The organism is Stenotrophomonas maltophilia group sp. Smal12 (assembly GCF_037079935.1).
GTDB classification, from domain to species: domain Bacteria; phylum Pseudomonadota; class Gammaproteobacteria; order Xanthomonadales; family Xanthomonadaceae; genus Stenotrophomonas; species Stenotrophomonas sepilia.
Window position 1 is genome coordinate 6,603 of record NZ_JBAWUK010000053.1, and the last position, 22,175, is coordinate 28,777.

The 22,175-nt window shown below is 65.7% G+C and carries 20 protein-coding genes and 1 pseudogene; 15 read left to right on the plus strand and 6 right to left on the minus strand.

The features are described from left to right. Positions 1–157 precede the first annotated feature (157 nt). Both glpD and WDC87_RS18390 read right to left on the minus strand, forming a co-directional pair. Positions 158–1,642 (minus strand): glycerol-3-phosphate dehydrogenase, encoded by a 1,485-nt coding sequence (glpD, locus tag WDC87_RS18385; protein WP_252745180.1) that lies wholly within the window; start codon positions 1,640–1,642, stop codon positions 158–160. A gap of 193 nt (positions 1,643–1,835) precedes the next feature. Then, the gene (locus WDC87_RS18390; RefSeq protein WP_005419535.1) at positions 1,836–2,471 is read right to left on the minus strand and encodes an OmpW family outer membrane protein; all 636 of its coding nucleotides are present in this window, start codon (positions 2,469–2,471) and stop codon (positions 1,836–1,838) included. Between the two features lie 186 nt (positions 2,472–2,657). On the opposite strand from WDC87_RS18390, the gene WDC87_RS18395 reads away from it, so the two are divergent. The 3 genes from WDC87_RS18395 to lpdA all read left to right on the plus strand — a co-directional run bounded on the left by WDC87_RS18395 (position 2,658) and on the right by lpdA (position 6,977). Beyond that, a complete protein-coding gene (locus WDC87_RS18395; protein WP_065178007.1) occupies positions 2,658–3,173 on the plus strand; it encodes a DNA-deoxyinosine glycosylase in 516 nt (171 codons plus the stop codon). A gap of 167 nt (positions 3,174–3,340) precedes the next feature. After that, positions 3,341–5,062, plus strand: coding sequence for a dihydrolipoyllysine-residue acetyltransferase (gene aceF, locus WDC87_RS18400; RefSeq protein ID WP_180890492.1), 1,722 nt, complete (start codon positions 3,341–3,343; stop codon positions 5,060–5,062). A gap of 106 nt (positions 5,063–5,168) precedes the next feature. Then, complete coding sequence (gene lpdA / locus WDC87_RS18405) at positions 5,169–6,977, plus strand: dihydrolipoyl dehydrogenase (RefSeq protein ID WP_065178009.1); 1,809 nt, start codon at positions 5,169–5,171, stop codon at positions 6,975–6,977. 439 nt (positions 6,978–7,416) lie between these two features. On the opposite strand, the gene WDC87_RS18410 is transcribed toward lpdA, so the two are convergent. After that, a complete protein-coding gene (locus tag WDC87_RS18410; RefSeq protein ID WP_005419516.1) occupies positions 7,417–8,235 on the minus strand; it encodes a hypothetical protein in 819 nt (272 codons plus the stop codon). Between the two features lie 458 nt (positions 8,236–8,693). Here WDC87_RS18410 and WDC87_RS18415 point away from each other — a divergent pair, with 458 nt between their 5' ends. The 10 genes from WDC87_RS18415 (at position 8,694) to WDC87_RS18460 (ending at position 18,187) form a co-directional block, all read left to right on the plus strand. Then, positions 8,694–9,059, plus strand: a complete 366-nt coding sequence (locus WDC87_RS18415; protein WP_014648497.1) for a hypothetical protein — start codon at positions 8,694–8,696, stop codon at positions 9,057–9,059. Positions 9,060–9,090: 31 nt separating this feature from the next. Next, a complete protein-coding gene (atpB, locus tag WDC87_RS18420; RefSeq protein ID WP_005411134.1) occupies positions 9,091–9,891 on the plus strand; it encodes a F0F1 ATP synthase subunit A in 801 nt (266 codons plus the stop codon). 73 nt (positions 9,892–9,964) lie between these two features. Further along, the gene (gene atpE, locus WDC87_RS18425; protein ID WP_005411133.1) at positions 9,965–10,270 is read left to right on the plus strand and encodes a F0F1 ATP synthase subunit C; all 306 of its coding nucleotides are present in this window, start codon (positions 9,965–9,967) and stop codon (positions 10,268–10,270) included. Positions 10,271–10,376: 106 nt separating this feature from the next. Continuing rightward, the gene (locus WDC87_RS18430) at positions 10,377–10,847 is read left to right on the plus strand and encodes a F0F1 ATP synthase subunit B (protein ID WP_005419512.1); all 471 of its coding nucleotides are present in this window, start codon (positions 10,377–10,379) and stop codon (positions 10,845–10,847) included. 2 nt (positions 10,848–10,849) lie between these two features. Beyond that, positions 10,850–11,377: a F0F1 ATP synthase subunit delta gene (locus tag WDC87_RS18435; protein ID WP_005411131.1), complete on the plus strand. Its 528-nt coding sequence runs from the start codon at positions 10,850–10,852 to the stop codon at positions 11,375–11,377. Positions 11,378–11,421: 44 nt separating this feature from the next. Next, complete coding sequence (atpA, locus tag WDC87_RS18440; protein ID WP_005411130.1) at positions 11,422–12,969, plus strand: F0F1 ATP synthase subunit alpha; 1,548 nt, start codon at positions 11,422–11,424, stop codon at positions 12,967–12,969. Positions 12,970–13,066: 97 nt separating this feature from the next. After that, a complete protein-coding gene (atpG, locus tag WDC87_RS18445) occupies positions 13,067–13,930 on the plus strand; it encodes a F0F1 ATP synthase subunit gamma (RefSeq protein WP_227836847.1) in 864 nt (287 codons plus the stop codon). 37 nt (positions 13,931–13,967) lie between these two features. Beyond that, positions 13,968–15,374 (plus strand): F0F1 ATP synthase subunit beta, encoded by a 1,407-nt coding sequence (gene atpD / locus WDC87_RS18450; RefSeq protein ID WP_005419510.1) that lies wholly within the window; start codon positions 13,968–13,970, stop codon positions 15,372–15,374. 113 nt (positions 15,375–15,487) lie between these two features. Next, positions 15,488–15,910, plus strand: a complete 423-nt coding sequence (locus WDC87_RS18455; protein WP_005419509.1) for a F0F1 ATP synthase subunit epsilon — start codon at positions 15,488–15,490, stop codon at positions 15,908–15,910. 72 nt (positions 15,911–15,982) lie between these two features. After that, complete coding sequence (locus WDC87_RS18460) at positions 15,983–18,187, plus strand: hypothetical protein (RefSeq protein WP_111007815.1); 2,205 nt, start codon at positions 15,983–15,985, stop codon at positions 18,185–18,187. Between the two features lie 19 nt (positions 18,188–18,206). On the opposite strand, the gene WDC87_RS18465 is transcribed toward WDC87_RS18460, so the two are convergent. After that, entirely contained in the window at positions 18,207–18,590 is a 384-nt protein-coding gene (locus WDC87_RS18465; RefSeq protein WP_061479886.1) for a GtrA family protein, read from the minus strand. An 83-nt stretch (positions 18,591–18,673) separates the two neighbouring features. On the opposite strand from WDC87_RS18465, the gene glmU reads away from it, so the two are divergent. Beyond that, positions 18,674–20,041, plus strand: coding sequence for a bifunctional UDP-N-acetylglucosamine diphosphorylase/glucosamine-1-phosphate N-acetyltransferase GlmU (glmU, locus tag WDC87_RS18470; protein ID WP_111201681.1), 1,368 nt, complete (start codon positions 18,674–18,676; stop codon positions 20,039–20,041). Next, positions 20,010–20,543, plus strand: coding sequence for a GNAT family N-acetyltransferase (locus WDC87_RS18475; protein WP_072167220.1), 534 nt, complete (start codon positions 20,010–20,012; stop codon positions 20,541–20,543). Before glmU ends, WDC87_RS18475 begins: the two co-directional genes overlap by 32 nt. A 56-nt stretch (positions 20,544–20,599) precedes the next feature. Here the strand turns inward: WDC87_RS18475 and WDC87_RS18480 are convergent, their stop codons facing one another. Further along, positions 20,600–21,952: a HAMP domain-containing sensor histidine kinase gene (locus WDC87_RS18480; RefSeq protein WP_301655242.1), complete on the minus strand. Its 1,353-nt coding sequence runs from the start codon at positions 21,950–21,952 to the stop codon at positions 20,600–20,602. Continuing rightward, a pseudogene (locus WDC87_RS18485) lies at positions 21,949–22,038 on the minus strand (helix-turn-helix domain-containing protein); the annotation flags it as partial. The gene WDC87_RS18480 and the pseudogene WDC87_RS18485, both read right to left, overlap by 4 nt. Positions 22,039–22,175: the final 137 nt, after the last annotated feature.

Sequence of the window (22,175 nt, forward strand, 5' to 3'; positions counted from 1 at the left end):
GCCGCCCCAATGTGTTGGGCCGCTGGGAAAGCCCCCTCAGTTCGGGGGGCTACTGCACGGGTCCCGTTATGGCATGTATGTATAATTACTTTTTTTCTTTTTCGAGCCGCGCTAGCCGGGCAGCATTGTCCAAACCGCCCCGCCCCAGGCCGCGGCTCTACACAGTGGAGTGTTCGATCCACGCCTGCAGCCGTGTCACCTGCGCAGCGTCCAGCCGCAACCCCAGCTTGCTCCTTCGCCACAGCACGTCCTCGGCAGTGCGCGCCCACTCTTGCTCGCGCAGAAAGGCCACTTCCCGGGCATGCAGGCCGCCGCCAAACGCCTCGCCAAGATCGTGCAGGCCCCGTACACCCTGCAGCAGTTCCGCGCTGCGACTGCCATAGGCCCAGGCCCAGCGTCGCGCGATACCTGCGGGCAACCAGGGTGCCGATACCTGCAGATGCGCGCCCGCCTGCGCGGCGTCGCCCCAGTCGCTGCCTGGCAGCGGGTCTCCGTTTGCTGTCCACGCCGCTCCCATCTGCGGCAGGGCGGGCCGCAGCAGCTCCAGCGCTTCCTCGGCCAGCACCCGGTAGGTGGTCAGCTTGCCGCCCAGCACATGCAGCGCCGGTGCCGGGTCCACCTGCAGCTGCAGGCGGTAATCGCGGCTGAGTCTTGCCGCGCGCGGATCGGGATCGGCCAGCAGCGGGCGGACACCGGCGAACTGCCAGACCACATCTTCCGGCGCGATGGGTTCATGCAGGTAGCGATTGGCCGCTTCGCACAGGTACGCCACCTCTGAAGGCAGCACGCTGCAGCGCGCCGGGTCGCCGCGATAGTCGGTGTCGGTGGTGCCAACCAGCAGGTGGTCGTGGGCGAAGGGCAACAGGAACACCACGCGTCCATCGGGTTGCTGCAGCAGGCACGCGCTGTCATCGGGCCAGGGCCGGTGCAGGACGATGTGGCTGCCTTGTACCAGCCGCAGCGCGGGGCCGCCACTGCGTGCCTCCATCCGTTCCAGCAGGCCGCCGGCCCACGGCCCTGCCGCATTGGCGACGGCGCGCGCGGTCACCTGCTGCTGGCCATCAGCGGATTCCAGCACGGCCTGCCACCGGCCCTGTAAGGGCTGCAGGTCGATGCAGCGGCTGCGTACACGCACCTGTGCGCCCCGCTGCGCGGCATCCAGGGCGTTGAGCAGCACCAGTCGCGCGTCATCGACCTGCGCGTCGGCGTAGCTGAAGGCCTGCCGCAGATCCGGGGAAAGCCAGGGGCCGAGCGGATCGCGCTGAAGGTCCAGGGCGCGCGAGGCGGGAAATGCCGGGCTGCGACGGCCCAGGTGGTCATACAGCCACAGTCCCGCGCGTAGCATCCAGCGTGGGCGCAGATGGGGTTCCCACGGCAGCACAAAGCGCAATGGATGGACCAGATGGGGCGCCTGTCGGCGTACCACCTCGCGTTCGCCCAGCGCCTTGCGCACCAGCCCGAGCTCGCCCTGTTCCAGGTAGCGCAGGCCGCCGTGGATCAGCTTGCTGCTGGCGCTGGAGGTATGCGCGGCCAGGTCGTGCTGCTCGCACAGCAGCACGCGCAGGCCGCGGCCGCTGGCGTCACGGGCGATGCCGGCACCGTTGATGCCGCCACCGATCACCAGCAGGTCGACGTCGTCCATCGTGTCTTCGCGTCCTGTTTGTGTAGAGCTGAGCCCATGTTCGGCTGCTTTCCGGGTCAGCCGGGCAAGCTCGACTCTACAAAAAAGCAGCCGAGCGCGGGCTCGGCTCTACACGCGGAACGCCGGTGACGGAAACGACGACGGGCCCCGAAGGGCCCGTCGCGTTGCATCAGTGAAGCAGGTGCAGCCTGGATCAGAAGCGGGCGCCGATGCCGAAGCCGACGGTCCACGGATCCATCTTGGCTTCGCCGATCTTCTCGCCGCCAACCTTGATGTCCGGGCGGGCGCGCATGTAGCGGGCGTCAGCACGGGCGAACCAGGTGGAGTTGATGTTCATGTCGACGCCGACGGTGCCGATCACGCCCTTGGCATCCTTGAAGCGGATGTCGGTGTCAGCGCCGTTGCCCAGCTTCTCGTTGCTGAAGCTCGACTGGTAGTAGCCGACGCCCACGAACGGACGGAACACGTTGTCAGCCTGGCCGAAGTGGTACTGGCCGCTCAGCGCGACCGGCTGCTGCTCGACCGAGCCCAGGCGGGCGTTGTTCGGGCCCTTGAACTTGTTGTCGAACTTGTCAGCGGCGCCCCACAGTTCAACGGCCCAGTTGTCGTTGATGTAGTAGCTGAAGCTGACGGTCGGCGCCGGGCCACCATCGGTCTTCTTCACGCCGGAGATCGGATCGTTCTTCGGTTCCAGCAGCGAGATGCCGCCAACAACGGCAAAATGCTTGCCCGACGCGGTGTCGGTGCTGCTGCTGTCCTGGGCGAAAGCGGCCGGCGCGAAGGCGGCGGAGGTCAGCAGGGCGAGACTCAGGATACGGATGGAGCGCATGGGGGTATCTCCTAATGTTTCTTGTTTTGGGCCCCCGGTTGCGGGGCGAGCACACCGTAGTCGCCCCAACATGAATCGAATCCGACGCACGTTAAAAAATAGTTTCCCTTGTTCAGCGACGGGTACGGAACGCCTTTATTCATGGGGTTTCTGGCGCTCGGGGACATTCATGCAGTTGGAGAAGATGTGAGCACAGCAACGTTGTGCATTGGCCTGCAAGCGCAGGTGAACGTGGAGTGCCGGGTGCTGCTGCTGGGCTCGATGCCGGGCGTGGCGTCCCTGCAGGAGCAGCGCTATTACGCCCATCCGCGCAACCGCTTCTGGCCGCTGATGGCCGACATCTGTGGTTTCGACGCGGATCTGGCCTACGCCGCGCGGCTGCAGGCATTGAATGCCGCGGGCATCGGCCTGTGGGATGTGATCGGTCGCTGCGAGCGCCGAGGCAGCCTGGATGCGGACATCGTGCGTGGCACGGAAGTGGCCAATGCACTGCCGGAACTGATCGCCACGTTGCCTGAGCTGACGCTGATCGGCTGCAATGGCGCTGCATCATGGCAGGCGTTCCAGCGCTGGGTGCTGCCGCAGCTGGAGGCCCCGCCACAGGTGGTTGCATTGCCCTCGACCAGCCCGGCCAATGCGGCGTGGTCGTTGCCGCGCCTGCGCCAGGCCTGGCAGCCGGTTGCAGACGCACTGGCGACATGAAGCGGACATCGTCCGGACAATACGCTACCGACTGGTCGCGGCCGGGACCCGTGGGCAACAGCCTGTCCCGGCTGCGTGCGTACTGAAAACACCTGTAACGGTTGGCGCTGGACCCCGCTGGCCGCACAATAGACGTTTCCCTACACCAGATTGCCGGAGTTATCCCCATGGCCGAAATCAAGGAAGCACTTGTCCCCGATATCGGTGACTACAGCGATATCCCGGTAATCGAGGTGCTTGTCGCCGTCGGCGACACGGTCAAGAAGGACCAGGGCCTGGTGACGCTGGAAAGCGACAAGGCGACCATGGAAGTGCCGTCCTCGGTGGCAGGCGTGGTCAAGGAACTGAAGGTCAAGGTGGGCGACAGCCTGTCCGAAGGCAAGGTCGTGGCGCTGATCGAAGTGGCCGAAGGCGAAGCCGCCGCGCCGGCCGCCGCCGCACCGGCACCGGCCAAGTCCGCTGCCCCGGCTGCCGCCACCCAGAGCGCGCCGGCCCCCGCCGCTGCTGCGGCGGCCGCTCCGGCCACTCCGGCCGCCAGCGGTGGCGCAGTGGAAGCGCTGGTGCCGGACATCGGCGACTACGCCGGAATTCCGGTCATCGAAGTGCTGGTCGCCGTCGGCGACACGGTCAAGAAGGACCAGGGCCTGGTCACGCTGGAAAGCGACAAGGCCACGATGGAGGTGCCGTCGTCTGTGGCCGGTGTGGTCAAGGAGATCAAGGTCAAGGTGGGCGACAATCTGTCGCAGGGCGACGTGGTTGCCATCATTGAAGCCGAAGGCGCTGCCGCGCCGGCACCGACCAAGGCGGCGGCGGCCGCTGCTCCGGCTGCCGCCGAGACCGCCACCAAGGTCGAGCCGGTCGCTGTGCCGGCACAGCCGGACAAGCTGGCGGCGCGCGAGATCGCCTCGGCCGGCACCCCGTCCAGCCCGCCGGTGCAGTTCAACGCCGATGGCGTGCTGCCGGCCAAGGTGCCGTACGCCACCCCGGCGGTGCGCGTGTTCGCCCGCGAGCTGGGCGTGGACCTGCTGCAGATCAACGGCACCGAGAAGGGCGGCCGCATCACCAAGGGTGACGTGCAGAAGTTCGTCAAGGCCGCGCTCAGCGGTGGTGTGCCGGCTGCCGGTGGTGCTGCCGTCGCTGCCGGCGGTGGCCTGAACCTGCTGCCGTGGCCGAAGGTCGACTTCAGCAAGTTCGGCGAGACGGAAGTGCAGCCGCTGTCGCGCATCAAGAAGATCTCCGGCGCGAACCTGGCCCGCAACTGGGCGATGATCCCGCACGTCACCCAGTTCGAACAGGCCGACATCACCGACCTGGAAGGCCTGCGCGTGGCGCTGAACAAGGAAAACGAGAAGGCCGGCATCAAGCTGACCATGCTCGCCTTCCTGATCAAGGCCAGCGCCGCGGCGCTGAAGAAGTTCCCGGAATTCAACGCCTCGCTCGACGCCAGCGGTGAAAACCTGACCCTGAAGAAGTACTTCCACATCGGCTTTGCCGCCGATACGCCGAACGGCCTGGTCGTGCCGGTCATCCGCGACGTGGACAAGAAGGGCGTGGTGCAGATCGCGCAGGAAACCGGCGAACTGGCCAAGAAGGCGCGCGACGGCAAGCTGGGCCCGGCCGACATGAGCGGCGGCTGCTTCTCGATCAGCTCGCTGGGCGGCATTGGCGGCACCGCGTTCACTCCGATCGTCAATGCACCGGAAGTGGCCATCCTGGGCGTGTCCAAGTCCTCCATCCAGCCGGTCTGGAATGGCAAGGAGTTCGCGCCGAAGCTGATGCTGCCGCTGTCGCTGAGCTACGACCACCGCGTCATCGACGGCGCCCTGGCCGCACGCTTCACCACGTACCTGTCGCAGGTGCTGGCCGACATGCGCCGCGTGCTGCTGTAAGGCATCGCTTCGCCCCCACCGTGCGGCCGCTGCCCCTGGCGCGGCCGCGTGAACAGATGCAGTGACAGCCCGCCGGCCCTGCCGGCCGGGCACAAGGAAAACCACCATGGCCACGATTGAAGTCAAGGTTCCCGACATCGGCGATTACAGCGATGTTCCGGTGATCGAAGTGTTGGTCGCCGTCGGCGACACGGTGAAGAAGGACCAGGGCCTGGTGACCCTGGAGTCGGACAAGGCCACCCTGGAAGTGCCGTCCTCGGCGGCCGGCGTGGTCAAGGAGATCAAGGTCAAGCTGGGCGACACCTTGTCCGAAGGCGCCGTGGTCGTGGTACTGGACGCTGAAGGCGCCGCCGATGCCCCGGCCAAGGCCGCTGCGCCGGCTCCGGCTGCGGCCGCTCCGGCCAGCAAGCCGCCGGTGACCCCCTCGCACCGCGCCCCGGCCGAGCCGGTGGCACCGAAGCCGGCGCTGTCCAGTGGCAAGCCGGCCGACATCGAATGCGAAATGGTCGTGCTGGGCTCCGGCCCGGGCGGCTACACCGCCGCCTTCCGCGCCGCCGACGTCGGCCTGGACACGGTGCTGGTCGAGCGCTACGCCAGCCTCGGCGGCGTCTGCCTCAACGTCGGTTGCATTCCGTCCAAGGCGCTGCTGCACGCCGCCGCGGTGATCGACGAAGTGGCCCACGCCGGCGATTTCGGCGTCGAGTTCGGCAAGCCGACCATCACCCTGGACAAGCTGCGCCAGTACAAGGAAAAGGTCGTCAACCAGCTGACCAAGGGCCTGGCCGGCATGGCCAAGCAGCGCAAGGTCCGCAACGTGCAGGGCGTCGGCAGGTTCATCTCGGCCAACGAACTGGAGATCACCGCCGCAGACGGCAGCACCCAGCTGCTGCGCTTCCAGAAGTGCATCATCGCCGCGGGTTCGCAGGCGGTGAAGCTGCCGAACTTCCCGTGGGACGACAAGCGCGTGATGGATTCCACCGACGCGCTGGAGCTGGCCGAAGTGCCGGGCTCGCTGCTGGTCGTCGGCGGCGGCATCATCGGCCTGGAAATGGCCACTGTGTACAGCGCACTGGGCAGCAAGGTCACCGTGGTCGAGTTCATGGACCAGCTGATGCCGGGCGCCGACAAGGACCTGGTCAAGCCGCTGGCCGACCGCCTGAAGAAGCAGGGCATCGAAGTGCACCTGAAGACCAAGGCCTCGGGCGTCACTGCCGATGCCAAGGGCATCACCGTGACCTTCGAGGCGGCCGAGGAAGGCCAGGCGCCGGCGCTGGCGCAGGGCACTTTCGACCGTGTGCTGGTGGCCGTCGGGCGTTCGCCGAATGGCAAGAAGATCGATGCCGAGAAGGCCGGCGTGCAGGTCACCGAGCGTGGCTTCATCCCGGTTGATCGCCAGATGCGCACCAACGTGCCGCACATCTTTGCCATCGGCGACATCGTCGGCAACCCGATGCTGGCCCACAAGGCCACGCACGAAGGCAAGCTGGCCGCCGAAGTGGCCGCTGGCCACAAGAAGGAGTGGGTGGCCCGGGTGATTCCGTCGGTGGCCTACACCAACCCGGAAATTGCCTGGGTGGGCGTGACCGAGACCGAAGCCAAGGCCAAGGGCCTGAAGGTCGGCGTGGCCAAGTTCCCGTGGGCCGCCAGCGGCCGCGCGATCGGCATCGGTCGCACCGAGGGCTTCACCAAGCTGATCTTCGATGAGGAGACCCACCGCATCATCGGCGGCGCGATCGTTGGCGTGCATGCCGGTGACCTGCTGGCCGAGATCGGCCTGGCCATCGAGATGGGTGCCGAAGCCGAAGACATCGGCCACACCATCCATGCGCACCCGACGCTGAGCGAATCGGTGGCGATGGCCTCGGAAATCTACGACGGCACGATCACCGATCTGTACATGCCGAAGAAGAAGTAAGGCGCCTGCGCCTTCACGAACGAAAAGCCCTGGCATCTACCGGGGCTTTTTGTTTCTTCGTTCGACGCCGTTGCGAGCGTTCGGGCCGCTGCGCGGGTGGCAGGCATTTGGACAAATGTCCCCCGTCGCCCGCCTGCGGCGGTCGCCTCCTCCTTTACTTTGTCCAAACGCCCTGCCACCCGCGCAGCGGCTCGGCTTGCGGATAGTAAGAGCCAGTGCCAAAGCCGCCCGGATGCCTGACACGCGGGGGGAGAGGGGCTTGCGTGCGAAGTAAAGGAGGAGGTGACGGCCGCAGGCCGGCGCCGGGGGACATTCGCACGCAAGCCCCTCTCCCCCCGCGCTCGACCAACCTGCTTCTCTGCTCGACGATGCCACAAAAAACGCGGCCCCGATGTTCCGGAGGCCGCGCCAGGAGAGATAGCGTGGAAGGGACGAGGGATCAGAACACGAAGCTGACGCCGGCCACCGGGCCCTTGAATTCCTGCTTCAGGCCGATGGTGCCGTCGCTGCCCTTCTTGTCCGCATCGAGCTTGAACCAGTCGTAGCCGGCGAACACACCGAAGTTCCTGGTGAAGCGGTAGTCGACGATGGCGTTGGCGCGGCTCAGATCGCCCTTGTAGTCATCGAAGCTGCCCCAGCGCGTGTTGAGGTACTGGCCCTGCAGGGTGATCATCCACTTCTCGGACGGGGTGAAGCTCAATCGCGCACCGACCACCGGCGCCACGCCGTCGGTCTTCTCGTTGAGGAACTGGCCTTCGTACACGGTGCCCAGATCGGCGTAGGCCTTGGTGCTGACCTTGGCGTACTCGGCACCCAGCTGCAGGCCCAGGTCGAACGTATCGGTGTCCACCACCGAGTAGTCATAGACCAGGCTGGCCACCTGGTACTTCAGTTCGCCCTTGACGAAGCTGCCGGACGGCACGTTGACGTCACCGAAGGAGATGTCCTGGCCGAGGGTCTCGCGGCGGTCCTTGTCGTACTTGAAATAGTTGAACAGCAGGCGCTGGCGGTTGCTGATGCGGAACATGCCGTCAATGCGCGGCTCCCACTCCTTGCCACCCAGCTTGAAGTCCTCGGAGAAGCCGATGTCCTGCCCGGCGACATTGGTCTTGCCGCGGAGCGTGTTGTCCGAGTCGATGTTCATCGCACCCAAGCGCAGGGCAAAGCGGTCGTCGCCTTCGGCGGCGTGGGCAGCGGTGGCGAACGAGGCGCCGGCGGCGATCAGGGAGAGAGCGAGCAGGGTGGGTACGGGGCGCATCGAAGAGTCCTTGCAGTGGTTCATCAGAATGAAGACCACTGTGCCGGACCGGCCCGTCCACCATCCGTGAACGTATGGTCCACGGCATGTGCACGGTTCAGTGCTGTCGCGGCGATGCAAAAAGATGGCCCCGGAGACGGGCTTCGGGGCCATCGTGGGACCTGCGGGGTGGAGCCGACGAGGATGCTGCAGGCAGGTCGAAAGATCGGACCTGCGCATCCGGCGAAAGTTCCTCGCCTGCGACCAAAGTTCAATACTGCGGTGCAGCATCATGTGGACGTCATTGTCCCCCGGGTGGTACGCAAAAATGTAACCGTTACCGCAACTTGCGGCTTCCCGGGATGAACAGGCAGCGGTTGTCTCGCAAATTGTCCCATTGCTATAATTTGGCGGCTCGATGAGGCCCCCCCCTGCTGTAGCCGCCTCAGCCTTCCACTTGCAACCACGCGGGACGTCCTGTGCTGAACTCCGTTGATGCGGGTCGGCGACTGATGCTGCGCGCCGCGGTCTACCCGCTGGCCGCGGTCGCTGTCCTGGCCCTGGCCTTCCTGCTGGTCGGTCCGAAATATGCCCTCGGCGCGCTGGCGTCCGGTGTGGCCATTTCGGCCGGTGGCTGGGTGGCGGCAAGGATGGCGCTGGGGGGCGGTGCGGTGGCCGCAGGATCGGCGATGGCTCGCCTGATCATTGCGATCGTGGCCAAGTGGGTCGTGGTTTTCGGCGTCCTGCTGGTGGGGTTCCTGGTCTTCAAGCTGCCTGCATTGGCGCTGTTGGCCGGTATCGCCGTCGGCTTGATGTTCCAGGTCCTGGCGATGGCCAGGCGTTGACAGAATTCAATTAACTGAAGGTTCCGGACACATGGCGGGCGAGGCTCTAACCCCTACCAGCTACATCCAGCATCACCTGCACAACCTGACCGCGCCGGTCGGCAAGGGTGAGGGTATGTTCTGGCATATCCACGTCGATACCTTCCTCACTGCGGTCCTGATGGGCCTGGTGATCGTTGTCGCGTTCTGGCTGGGCACCCGCAAGGCCACCGCCGGCGTGCCGGGCAAGTGGCAGGCCTTCGTCGAGATCTGCCTGGAGTTCGTCGACCGCCAGGCCAAGGACACCTACCACGGCAAGAGCAAGCTGGTCACGCCGATCGCCATCACCATCTTCTTCTGGATTCTGCTGATGAATCTGCTGAAGATGATCCCGGCCGATTTCATCGCCAAGCCGCTGGAATGGGCGGGCGTGCACTACTGGAAGCCGGTGCCGACCGCTGACGTCAATGCCACCCTGGGCATGGCCATCAGCGTGTTCTTCCTGATGCTGTTCTTCGCACTGAAGTCGAAGGGCCTGGGCGGCTTCATCAAGGAATTCCTGACGGCGCCGTTCGGCAAGTGGATGATGCCGTTCAACCTGATCCTCAACATCGTCGAGTGGCTGAGCAAGCCGATCTCGCTGGCGATGCGACTGTTCGGCAACATGTTCGGCGGCGAAATCGTGTTCCTGCTGATCTGGGTGCTGGGTGGTGCCGGTTTCTTCGGTGCCATTGCCGGTGGTGTGTTCGGCCTCGGCTGGATGCTGTTCCACCTGCTGGTGATCCCGCTGCAGGCCTTCATCTTCATGATGCTGTCGATCGTGTACCTGAGCCTGTCGGAAGACGCTCACTGAGTTTCAAGCTTCAACGCGTTTCAACCTTCATCCGTTTCATCACCCTTAGCAACTTAAGTTCCTGGAGATAACCATGTACTTCGCCGTCCTGACCAACTTCGCGCAGATTCAGAGCTCCACCGCCCTTGCCGTCGGCATCATGATCGGCCTGGCCGCGCTGGGCGCCGGTCTGGGTCTGGCCATCATGGCTGGTAAGTTCCTGGAGTCGGCCGCCCGCCAGCCGGAACTGATCCCGGTCCTGCAGGTCCGCATGTTCATCACCGCCGGCCTGATCGACGCCGCGTTCATCATCTCGGTCGCCGTTGGCCTGCTGCTGGCCTTCGCCAACCCGCTGTCGGCTGCCTTCGCTGGCGCCGTCACCAAGGCTCTGGCCGGCTGATACAGCGGTTTGAGACGACCGGGTGCTGATGCACCCGGTTTCGGATGAAGGCCGGATGTGCCGCTTCGGCGGCGCGTCCACCCCGAAACCAGCGATCGAGCTAACCATGAATATCAATTTCACCCTTCTTGCGCAGGCGCTGGCCTTCGCTGGTCTGATCTGGATCATCGCGACCAAGATCTGGCCGCCGCTGATGAACGCGATCGAAGAGCGCCAGCAGAAGATTGCTGAAGGCCTCGCTGCTGCCGACCGCAGCCAGAAAGATCTGGCCCAGGCGCAGGAGAAGGTCAACGAAGCGCTGAAGGAAGCCCGCACCAAGGCCAACGAGATCATCGATCAGGCCCATGCGCGTGCCAACCAGATCGTTGATGCTGCCCGCAACGAAGCGATCACCGAAGCCACCCGTCAGAAGGAACTGGCCCAGGCTGAAATCGACGCCGCCGCCAACCGTGCCCGTGAAGATCTGCGCAAGCAGGTGTCCGCGCTGGCCGTGACCGGTGCCGAAAAGCTGCTCAAGCGCGAAATCGACGCCAACGCCCACAAGGCGCTGCTCGACGAGCTGGCCTCGGAGATCTAAGGATGAGCCAGGCCCTCACGCTTGCCCGCCCGTACGCCCGCGCCGCGTTCGCGACCGCGCGCGACGAAGGCGCGTTCGCGCCGTGGTCGGACGCCCTGGCGTTCTCCGCCCACGTCGCCGCCGACCCGCGCGTGGCGGCCCTGCTCGCCAACCCGGAGCTGGGTCGTGACGACGCCGTCGCCCTGCTGGCGCCGGTGTCCCACGGCGAGACCTACTCGCGCTTCCTGGCCATCCTGGCCGAATCGCATCGCCTGCCGCTGCTGCCGGAAATCTCCGGCATGTTCGACGCCCTGCGCGCCGAAGCCGAGCACGTGGTCAAGGCCACCGTCACCTCGGCTGCCGAACTGTCGGCCGGTGAACTGGACGCGATCAAGGTCGCGCTGCGCAAGCGCTTCAACCGCGAGGTCGACGTGACCACCGCGGTCGATGCCTCGCTGATCGGCGGCGCCGTGATCGACGCCGGCGACGTGGTCATCGATGGTTCGCTGAAGGGCAAGCTGGCCCGTCTGCAGACCGCGCTCGCTAACTGAATTCATTTAACGTCCGGCCCCGCTGCCGGCACTAGGACTTGACGATGGCAACCACGCTCAACCCCTCCGAAATCAGCGAACTGATCAAGAACCGTATCGAGAAGGTCAAGCTGGCCGCGGAATCGCGCAACGAAGGCACCGTGACCAGCGTGTCCGACGGCATCGTGCGCATCTTCGGTCTGGCCGACGTGATGCAGGGCGAAATGATCGAACTGCCGAACAACACCTTCGCACTGGCCCTGAACCTGGAGCGCGACTCGGTCGGCGCCGTGGTCCTGGGTGACTACGAGCACCTGCGCGAAGGCGATGTCGCCAAGACCACCGGCCGCATCCTGGAAGTGCCGGTCGGTCCGGAACTGCTGGGTCGCGTCGTGAACGCGCTGGGCGAGCCGATCGACGGCAAGGGCCCGCTGGGCACCGACCTGACCGCTCCGGTGGAGCGCGTTGCTCCGGGCGTGATCTGGCGCAAGTCGGTCGACCAGCCGGTGCAGACCGGTTACAAGTCGGTCGACTCGATGATCCCGATCGGCCGTGGCCAGCGCGAGCTGATCATCGGTGACCGCCAGACCGGCAAGACCGCCATGGCGATCGATGCCGTGATCAACCAGAAGGGCACCGGCATCAAGTGCGTGTACGTTGCGATCGGCCAGAAGGCGTCGACCATCGCCAACATCGTGCGCAAGCTGGAAGAGAACGGCGCGCTGGCCCACACCATCGTGGTCGCCGCGACCGCTTCCGAATCGGCTGCCATGCAGTACATCAGCGCCTACTCGGGCTGCACCATGGGTGAGTACTTCATGGACCGCGGCGAAGACGCGCTGATCGTGTACGACGATCTGTCCAAGCAGGCTGTCGCCTACCGCCAGATCTCGCTGCTGCTGAAGCGCCCGCCGGGCCGCGAAGCCTACCCGGGTGACGTGTTCTACCTGCACTCCCGTCTGCTCGAGCGCGCTGCCCGCGTGTCCGAGGAATACGTCGAGAAGTTCACCGAAGGCAAGGTCACCGGCAAGACCGGTTCGCTGACCGCGCTGCCGATCATCGAAACCCAGGCCGGCGACGTGTCCGCGTTCGTTCCGACCAACGTGATCTCGATCACCGACGGCCAGATCTTCCTGGAAACCGACCTGTTCAACGCCGGCATCCGCCCGGCCGTGAACGCCGGTATCTCGGTGTCGCGCGTCGGTGGCTCGGCCCAGACCAAGATCATCAAGAAGCTGTCGGGCGGCATCCGTATCTCGCTGGCCCAGTACCGTGAACTGGCTGCCTTCGCGCAGTTCGCCTCGGACCTGGACGAAGCGACCCGCAAGCAGCTGGAGCGTGGCCAGCGCGTCACCGAGCTGATGAAGCAGAAGCAGTACGCGCCGATGTCGATCGCCAACCAGGCGCTGTCGATCTACGCCGTCAACGAGGGTTACCTCGACGACGTGCCGGTCAACAAGCTGCTGGCGTTCGAAGAAGGCCTGCACGCCCACTTCGCCAACACCCAGGGCGAGCTGGTCAGCAAGGTCAACGCTACCGGCGGTTGGGACAACGACATCGAAGGTGCCTTCAAGAAGGGCATCGCCGAGTTCAAGACCACCGGCAGCTGGTAATCGCGGTCCTGTAGAGCGGAGCCCCAGGCTCCGCTGGACCAGATGACAAACGGTTGAACAACGCGGGGCATCAGCCCCGCGCCACGGGAAACAAGAGATGGCAAGCGGACGCGAAATCAAAACCAAGATCAAGAGCGTGCAGAACACCCGCAAGGTGACGCGCGCCCTGGAAATGGTCTCGGCCTCCAAGATCCGCAAGGCGCAGGATCGGATGAAGACCTCGCGTCCGTACGCGCAGGCGATGAAGCAGGTGATCGGTCACCTGGCCCAGGCCAGCACCGACTACCAGCATCCGTTCCTGGTCGAGCGTGAGCAGGTCAAGCGGGTCGGTTTCATCGTGATCTCCTCCGATCGCGGTCTGGCCGGCGGCCTGAACAACAACCTGTTCCGCAAGATGCTGGGCGAAGCCAAGGCATGGCAGGACAAGGGTGCCGAAGTGGACCTGGTGACCATCGGCCAGAAGGCTTCGACCTTCTTCCGCCGCGTGAAGGTCAACATGGTCGGCAGCGTGACCCACATCGGCGACGTGCCGAAGCTGGAATCGCTGATCGGTGTGATCAAGGTCATGCTCGACGCCTTCACCGAAGGCAAGATCGACCGCGTGTACCTGGTCTACAACCGCTTCGTGAACACCATGGTGCAGAAGGCCAGCTTCGATCAGCTGCTGCCGCTGCCGCCGGCCGAGAAGCAGATCGCTCACCACGACTGGGACTACCTGTACGAACCCGATGCCGCGACCGTGCTGGAGCACGTGATGACGCGTTACATCGAGTCGCTGGTGTACCAGGCACTGCTGGAAAACGTCGCCTCCGAGCATGCCGCACGCATGGTCGCGATGAAGGCGGCGAGCGACAACGCCAACAAGCTGATCGGCACTCTGCAGCTCGTCTACAACAAGGCGCGCCAGGCAGCGATCACCCAGGAAATCTCCGAAATCGTCGGCGGCGCGGCAGCAGTCTGACCGCGTTCGTTCAAAGCACACATTAGAGGATGCAGCAATGAGTCAGGGCAAGATCGTTCAGATCATCGGCGCGGTCGTCGACGTCGAATTCCCGCGTGAATCGGTGCCGAAGGTGTACGACGCACTGAAGGTCGAAAACACCGAGATCACCCTCGAAGTCCAGCAGCAGCTGGGCGACGGCGTGGTGCGTACCATCGCCCTCGGTTCCACCGACGGCCTGAAGCGCAACCTGGTTGCCGTCAACACCGGCCGCGGCATCTCGGTGCCGGTCGGCGCCGGCACCCTGGGCCGCATCATGGACGTGCTGGGCCGTCCGATCGACGAAGCCGGCCCGGTCGCTGCCAGCGACAACTGGGAAATCCACCGCGCTGCGCCGTCGTATGAAGACCAGTCTCCGGCCACCGAGCTGCTGGAAACCGGCATCAAGGTCATCGACCTGATGTGCCCGTTCGCCAAGGGCGGCAAGGTCGGCCTGTTCGGCGGCGCCGGCGTCGGCAAGACCGTCAACATGATGGAGCTGATCAACAACATCGCCAAGGCGCACAGCGGCCTGTCCGTGTTCGCCGGCGTGGGTGAGCGTACCCGTGAGGGCAACGACTTCTACCACGAAATGAAGGACTCCAACGTCCTGGACAAGGTGGCGATGGTGTACGGCCAGATGAACGAGCCGCCGGGCAACCGCCTGCGCGTCGCGCTGACCGGCCTGACCATGGCCGAGTACTTCCGCGACGAGAAGGACGAGAACGGCAAGGGCAAGGACGTCCTGTTGTTCGTCGACAACATCTACCGCTACACCCTGGCCGGTACCGAAGTGTCGGCACTGCTGGGCCGTATGCCGTCCGCGGTGGGTTACCAGCCGACCCTGGCCGAGGAAATGGGCGTCCTGCAGGAGCGCATCACCTCGACCAAGAACGGCTCGATCACCTCGATCCAGGCCGTCTACGTTCCCGCGGACGACCTGACCGACCCGTCGCCGGCGACCACCTTCGCCCACCTGGACTCGACCGTCACCCTGTCGCGTTCGATCGCCTCGCTGGGTATCTACCCGGCCGTCGATCCGCTGGACTCCACCAGCCGCCAGATGGATCCGCTGGTGATCGGCCACGAGCACTACGACACCGCCCAGCGCGTCCAGCAGACCCTGCAGAAGTACAAGGAACTGAAGGACATCATCGCGATCCTGGGCATGGACGAACTGTCCGAAGAGGACAAGCAGGCCGTGTCGCGCGCCCGCAAGATCGAGCGCTTCTTCAGCCAGCCGTTCCACGTGGCCGAAGTGTTCACCGGTTCGCCGGGCAAGTACGTGCCGCTGAAGGACACCATCCGTGGCTTCAAGGCCATCGTCGATGGCGAGTACGACCACCTGCCGGAGCAGGCGTTCTACATGGTCGGCGGCATCGAAGAAGCGGTCGAGAAGGCCAAGAAGATGGCCGAGAAGGCCTGATCCGGGACGGGCAGGAGCGATCCTGGCCGACCTGACGCCGGCGCCGGGCAACCGCCCGCGCCGGTGGACCCCCACGGTGGCATTGCGCCACCGCGAACAGCGAAGAGATTTGCATGAGCACGATCCGTTGCGACATCGTCAGCGCCGAGCAGGAAATCTTCCGTGGCGAAGCGACCCTGGTCGTGGCCACCGGTGAGCTGGGCGAACTGGGCATCGCGCCCAAGCACGCGCCGCTGATCACCCGCCTGAAGCCGGGCAAGGTGGTGGTGACCACGCCGAACGGCGAGCAGCTGGATTTCGCCATTTCCGGCGGCATCCTGGAAGTGCAGCCGCAGGTGGTGACCGTGCTGGCCGACACCGCGATCCGCGCGCAGGACATCGACGAAGCCTCGGTCCGCAAGGCCAAGGAAGAAGCCGAGCGCATCCTGGCCAACCGCGGCGAAGCGATGGAAGTGGCCGAAGCCCAGCAGAAGCTGGCTGAAGCCGTCGTCCAGCTGCAGGCACTGGAACGCCTGCGCAAGAATCTCAAGCACTGAGGTTCGCGCGTCATCAAGCACAGGCGCCGGCTAGCTGCCGGCGTTTTTGTTTGTTCGCCACAGGAGCAGGGAATGCAGCACTACTCGACAGCGATTGAAGGCGGCAGCTCGCAGCGGCCGTGGCGCACACCGGCAGGCGTGTTCCTGATTGCGTGGATCGTTCTGTGCCTGCCATGGCTCAGTGGCATCAAGACCATCCCCTTCGATGCCGTGCAGCAGTTCTTCCCGGCGGTCAGTTTCAGTGCCGAGCAGCTGCGTCACCTGCAGGCCCCCTGGTGGAATCCGTATCTCTACGGTGGCTACCCGCAGGTGGCCGATCCGCAGATGATGACGCTGCAGCCGACGATGCTGCTGCCGATGCTGCTGGCGCCGGGCTCCCTGCACCTGTTCACGGTGGTGGTGCTGCTGCATGTGCTGGCAGGCGGCCTGGGTGCACTGCGGTTGAGCCGCGTGCAGGGCATGCCGCCGCCGGCGCAGCTGCTGTTCGCACTCACGCTGATGTTTGGAGGCGTGGCCGCGTCGCGCCTGCAGCACACGCCGATGATCATCAGCTACTGCCTGCTGCCCTGGCTGTGGCTGGGCCTGGAGCAGGTCCGCCGGCGGGGACGGATGCGCGACATCCTGCTGGCCGGTGTGGCCGGCGGGATGTGTACGCTTCAACTGACCCAGGTCACCTATTTCATCATCCTCGCGTGCGTGATCTACGCAGTAGCTGCTGTCGTGCTGGCACAGGGGCAGCGCATGCGCCTGCTGTGGCAGCTGGGCGTGGTGGCCATTCTCGCCGGCGTTGTCAGTGCGCCGCAGTGGCTGTCCACGCTGGCTTGGCTGGACCAGACCAATCGCAATGGCTTGACGTTGGAAGCCGCGCTGCCGGGTGCCATCCACTGGCAGACACTGGTGACACTGCTGTCGGGCAACGTGTTCTCGCAGGGGCGCGGCGACAGCTGGGCCTTCGGTGATATCAGCGCCGATTACCTCTATGTGGGGGCAGTGCCGCTGGCGCTGTGGCTGCTCTGGGGCGGTGAGGTGCTGCGGCGCAAGCCGGCGGCGACGCGCATCGCGCTGTGTGCGCTGACGCTGGCGATCATGGTCGCGGTGGGTGGCGCGACGCCGCTGTTTCCCTGGTTGTTTGGCTGGCTTCCGGGGCTGGACCTGTTCCGGCGCCCATCCGATGCGCTGTTCCTTACCGTGCCTCCGGCGGCGTGGCTGGGTGCCAATGCCCTGCAGGTTGCCCTGCAGCGGCAGCCATTGCGATTGCATCGGGTGTCCGTGGCGGTCGTCGCAGTGCTGGGTGCGTGCGCTGCATGGCTGGCGATCGATCATTGTCATCCGCTCGCTTTCGCCTGGCTTGCGGTCAGCGCCGCGCTGGGCGTAGCCGCGGTGCGGGTGCTGCGCCGCCACCAGGCGCCTGCGCGCTGGGTGCTGGTACTGGTGCTGTTGGACCTGCTGCTGTTCAACGTCGGCACCAGGTTCAACGCGGGCAGCGGCACAAAGTCGGTGCTCACCGCCGATCGTGCAGGTCCTGCGCAGCGCGCCTATGCGCTGCTGGCGGCAGAGCGGCATGTCGGCATACCCGAGCGCGCGGTGGTCTTCGGCATCGGCGGACTCACCAACGGCGCGGCGGTGCATGCCATTGCGCTGGCAAACGGCTACAACCCGCTGCTGGCAAGCGACTATCTGCAGATGACCGGGATGCCGGGCGAGCCGGTGGATACCTTCCAGCAGAAGGTCCCCACTGCCTGGATGCCAGACACCGCTGCTCCCCTGTACGACCTGCTGGGCGTGCGTTGGCTGCTGGCTCAGGAGCCGTTTCCGGGCTCCAGCGCGCACGGCGACCAGGTGGAACTTGCGCGGCGTGACAGCGTGCTGCCACGTGTACTGAATCCGCGGCAGGTGCGCCGCCATGAGGAGCGTCTACCGCCTGCGCCGCTGTTCAACCAGACCGATTTCAACCGGCAGCTATGGCTGCCGGCAGCCGCCAGCAGCCACTGTGCCGAACAGGATGCCGGCGAGGCCACGGTGCAGGTGCTGCACTACCAGCCGGGACGCATCGAGCTGACGGTGGTGGCCGACCACGCAGCATGGGTGGTGATCAACGAAACCACCGGTCGTGGCTGGCAGGCGCAGCTTGAGGATGGCCAGGTACTGCCGCTGCTGCGCGGCAATGGCCTCTTCCATGCGTTGTGCGTGCCGGCCGGGCAGCATCAGGTGCGGTTGCGCTACAGCGCGCTGCAGCTGTGGCGTGAGGGACTCGGCGCGCCTGTGCCAGAGCCGTGACGCTGACCGCTGACCGCGATCAGCGATACACCACATGGCGCATCAACAGGAACGACACGCACGCCAGCCCGCCTTCCACCAGCGGCTTGGCCAGCCACGTGTACTGCAGGCCCAGCGCCTGGTCGACCAGGCTGACCAGCAGCGTGCTCGCTGCCGTCAGCAGCAGCCACAGCCCGAAGAAGCGTGCGAAGCGCTTCCATCCCAGCTTGCCGGCACCGGCCTCGGCAAAGGTGTAGCGGCCGTTGAGCCAGAAGCCCAGCAGCATGCCGGCCAGGCGACCGGCGATGTTGGCCGGCGCGACCGGCATGCCCAGCGCGGTGGCGACCACGAACACCAGCCAATCGACCAGCAGCTGCACGAGCCCGATCACAAGGTAGGTGCTTCCCTGGCGGAGCAGGCTCATCGGCATGGTGAAGGAGGAGGGATGCCCATGTTAACGGCCCACGCTCTAGAATCACCGGCAACGAACTACGGACTGCTGCTCCCATGACCCAAGCCCTGCACGTCATCATCCTCGCCGCCGGCGCCGGCAAGCGCATGAAGTCGGTGCTGCCAAAGGTGCTGCAGCCGATCGCCGGCCAGCCGATGCTGGCGCACGTGATCGATGCGGCCCGCGAGCTGCAGCCGGCGGCCATCCACGTGGTTTACGGCCATGGTGGCGAGGCGGTGCGTCGGTACTTCGCCGGCCAACCCGACCTGCAGTGGGCCGAACAGGCCCAGCAGCTCGGTACCGGCCACGCAGTGGCGCAGGCAATGCCGCAGGTTCCCGACGCTGCGCAGGTGCTGGTGTTGTACGGCGATGTGCCGCTGATCCGCGCGCAGACCCTGCGCGACCTGCTCGCGCAGCCGGGCCGGCTGGCAGTGCTGGTGGCCGAAGTCGATGACCCGAGCGGGTACGGCCGCGTGCTGCGCGATGCAGAGGGCAAGGTGGGCTCCATCGTCGAGCAGAAGGACGCCACCGACGACCAGCTGCGCGTGCGCACGATCAACACCGGCATCATCGCCGCAGAGTCGACCGCGCTGCGCCGCTGGTTGTCGCAGCTGTCCAACAGCAATGCGCAGGGCGAGTACTACCTTACCGATGTGTTCGCGTTCGCCGCGCATGAGTACACCCCGGCCGAGATGGCCCTGGTCGCCGATGCACAGGAGGCTGAGGGCGCGAATGATCCGTGGCAGCTGTCGCAGCTGGAACGCGCCTGGCAGCGCCGTGCGGTGCGTGCTCTGTGCGCTCAGGGCGCGCGCGTGCGCGACCCGGCACGCCTGGATATCCGTGGCACCGTCACCGTGGGCAGCGATGTGCTGATCGATGTCGACGTTGTTCTTGAAGGCAACGTCGTGCTCGGTGACGGCGTTACCGTAGGCCCGTTCAACCGGCTGAAGGACGTCAACCTGGGGCCCGGCACCGAAGTGCGCGCGCATTGCGACCTGGAAGGCGTGGTCACCGAAGGTGCCGCGCAGATCGGCCCGTTCGCACGCTTGCGGCCGGGTACCGTGCTGGCCGATGGCGTACACGTCGGCAACTTCGTCGAAACCAAGAAGGTCACCCTCGGCGTCGGCAGCAAGGCGAACCATCTCACCTACCTGGGTGACGCGGTGATCGGCAGCAGGGTGAACATCGGTGCCGGCACCATCACCTGCAACTACGATGGCGTGAACAAGTCGACCACCACCATCGGCGACAACGCCTTCATCGGCTCCAACACCTCGCTGGTGGCGCCGATCACCATCGGCGAGGGCGCGACCATCGCTGCCGGGTCGGTCATCACCCGCACCGCGCCGGACGGCAAGCTGACGCTGGCACGTGCACGACAGGAAACCATCGATGGCTGGAAGCGCCCGGTCAAGAAGTCCTGAGCCACGGGTGCCGCGCACCGATGAGCTGGGTGTGCTGCCGACGATCGAACAGCGTGCCGGTGAACTGCTGAGGGGCCACGAGGCCTATCCGGTGTTTGCCGGCCACGGCCTGGACCTGCCGACGCTGCAGGAAGGCCGTGAGCGTGGACAGCTCTGGGTGGTGGATGGCGCCGGCGGCGGCATTGCCGGCTACCTGCTGGCCGGCGACCTGGCAGGCGAGTTCCATGTCCTGCAGATGGATGTGGATCCAGCGCACGCGCGTCGTGGCCATGGCCGTGCATTGCTGCGGCATGCCTTGGCGCAGGCCAGGGCCACCGGCTTTGCTGCAGCGGTGCTGACCACCTTGAGCGATGTACCGTGGAATGCAGCCTTCTATGCCAGCGAAGGATTCGTTGAAGTGCCGGAGGCGGAGTGGAACGATGGCCTGCGCGCCGTCATGGCCGAAGAGGCTGCGCTCGGGTTTCCGATGCACCTGCGGGTGGCGATGCGGCGGGTCTGGTAGGTGCCGACCCCGGTCGGCACATCCACGCATGGCGTGGATCTACCCGATTGGCCCGCTCACCCCACCGGCAACAGGATCGACACGCACAGCCCGCCATCACCGCGGTTCTGCAGCGACACCCGCCCACCGTGCGCCTCCACGATCTCGCGGGTCAGTGCCAGTCCCAACCCGGTACCGTTGCGCTTGGTCGAGTAGAACGGCATCAGCGCGTTCTGAAGCACCTGCTCGTTCATGCCCTTGCCACGGTCCAGCACATCCAGGCGCAGCCATTGCGGCAACCGCGTCAGCTGCACCTGCACGTCATCATTGGGCAGATCGGCTTCGGCACAGGCTTCATGCGCGTTCTTCAGCAGGTTCAACAGCGCCTGCCCGAACTGCGCGATGTCGATCCGGCTGCTCAGTTCCTCGTCCGGTTCACGTTCCATGCTGAACGGAATCTGCTGGCGCAGGCTGGACAGGAAGGGCGCCCAGTGCACGGTCTGCAGTTGCGGTTGCGGCAGCTTGGCGAAGCGCGCATAGCCACGGATGAATCCTTCCAGGTGGCGCGCGCGGTCTTCGATGGTGGTGAAGATCTCCGGCAGCCGATCGAAGCGCTCGCGCTGCACCAGCACGCCACCGGAGTGGGCCAGCGAGGCGATCGGTGCCAGTGAGTTGTTGAGCTCGTGGCTGATCACCCGGATCACCTTCTTCCACGTCTGCACTTCCTGGCGGCGCAGTTCGGCGGTGAGCAGGCGTACCAGCAGCAGGTCGTGCGGGCGGCCGTTGAGCTGGAAAGATCGGCGTGAAAGGTGATAGACCTGTTCGTCGTCCTCATCGCCGTCTTCGCCTTCCGCATGCACCGCAAACAGGCTGTCGCCGCCACGGGCGATGGCATCGCGCAGCTCCACCGGCACCTGTTCCAGCACCTCTTCCAGGCGCTGGCCTTCCAGCTTCCAGCCGCCATGCAGCAGCTTGCGCGCGGCCAGGTTGGAGAACACCACGCGGGCGATGCCATCGCCGCCGGAAGCAATCAGCAGCATCGCCACCGGGGTGTTCTGTACCATGGTGTCCAGCAGCAGTTCGCGCTGCACCAGGCCCTGCCGCTGCTCGCGCAGCACGTCGCCCAGTTCGCGGTGCGCCTGCACCAGGTCACCCAGTTCGTCGTTGCCCGGCCAGTACACACCGAAGTTGTACTCACCGTCGCGGTAGCTGCTGGTGGTGCCGGCCAAGGCGCGCATCAATGAACGTACCGGCGCGGTGGCACGGCGCAGGGTCCACCACATCAGCGACAGCAGGATCAGCGCCGACACCGTGGTCACCACCCAGCCATGGTCCATCCAGTAGGCCAGCAGCCACGGCAACGCGGCGGCCAGCGCCAGCACCGGCAGCAGGCGCAGGAACAGGCGGAAGGTGAACGAGCGCCGTTTCATTCGCGTGGGATGCCGTGCCGGTCCATGCGCCGGTACAGTGCCTGGCGGCTCAGGCCGAGTTCGGCGGCGGCCTGGGCGATGACGCCGTGGTTGCGCGTGGACCGGCCAGCCTTTCGTAGACATCCGGTTGCCATAATTGATGGCAATGACCGAGGTGTTTATGGGCAACAGCAAGCAGTACACGGATGAGTTCCGGGCAGAGGCGGTGAAGCAGGTGATCGAG

Coding starts and splice junctions, on each gene's coding strand:
- atpB (WP_005411134.1), top strand. CDS start 9,091: ATGGCGGGCGAGGCTCTAACCCCTACCAGCTACATCCAGCATCACCTG.
- atpD (WP_005419510.1), top strand. CDS start 13,968: ATGAGTCAGGGCAAGATCGTTCAGATCATCGGCGCGGTCGTCGACGTC.
- atpE (WP_005411133.1), top strand. CDS start 9,965: ATGTACTTCGCCGTCCTGACCAACTTCGCGCAGATTCAGAGCTCCACC.
- lpdA (WP_065178009.1), top strand. CDS start 5,169: ATGGCCACGATTGAAGTCAAGGTTCCCGACATCGGCGATTACAGCGAT.
- atpA (WP_005411130.1), top strand. CDS start 11,422: ATGGCAACCACGCTCAACCCCTCCGAAATCAGCGAACTGATCAAGAAC.
- WDC87_RS18455 (WP_005419509.1), top strand. CDS start 15,488: ATGAGCACGATCCGTTGCGACATCGTCAGCGCCGAGCAGGAAATCTTC.
- glmU (WP_111201681.1), top strand. CDS start 18,674: ATGACCCAAGCCCTGCACGTCATCATCCTCGCCGCCGGCGCCGGCAAG.
- WDC87_RS18460 (WP_111007815.1), top strand. CDS start 15,983: ATGCAGCACTACTCGACAGCGATTGAAGGCGGCAGCTCGCAGCGGCCG.
- WDC87_RS18430 (WP_005419512.1), top strand. CDS start 10,377: ATGAATATCAATTTCACCCTTCTTGCGCAGGCGCTGGCCTTCGCTGGT.
- glpD (WP_252745180.1), bottom strand. CDS start 1,642: ATGGACGACGTCGACCTGCTGGTGATCGGTGGCGGCATCAACGGTGCC.
- WDC87_RS18390 (WP_005419535.1), bottom strand. CDS start 2,471: ATGCGCTCCATCCGTATCCTGAGTCTCGCCCTGCTGACCTCCGCCGCC.
- atpG (WP_227836847.1), top strand. CDS start 13,067: ATGGCAAGCGGACGCGAAATCAAAACCAAGATCAAGAGCGTGCAGAAC.
- WDC87_RS18435 (WP_005411131.1), top strand. CDS start 10,850: ATGAGCCAGGCCCTCACGCTTGCCCGCCCGTACGCCCGCGCCGCGTTC.
- WDC87_RS18480 (WP_301655242.1), bottom strand. CDS start 21,952: ATGAAACGGCGCTCGTTCACCTTCCGCCTGTTCCTGCGCCTGCTGCCG.
- WDC87_RS18465 (WP_061479886.1), bottom strand. CDS start 18,590: ATGAGCCTGCTCCGCCAGGGAAGCACCTACCTTGTGATCGGGCTCGTG.
- aceF (WP_180890492.1), top strand. CDS start 3,341: ATGGCCGAAATCAAGGAAGCACTTGTCCCCGATATCGGTGACTACAGC.
- WDC87_RS18410 (WP_005419516.1), bottom strand. CDS start 8,235: ATGCGCCCCGTACCCACCCTGCTCGCTCTCTCCCTGATCGCCGCCGGC.
- WDC87_RS18475 (WP_072167220.1), top strand. CDS start 20,010: ATGGCTGGAAGCGCCCGGTCAAGAAGTCCTGAGCCACGGGTGCCGCGC.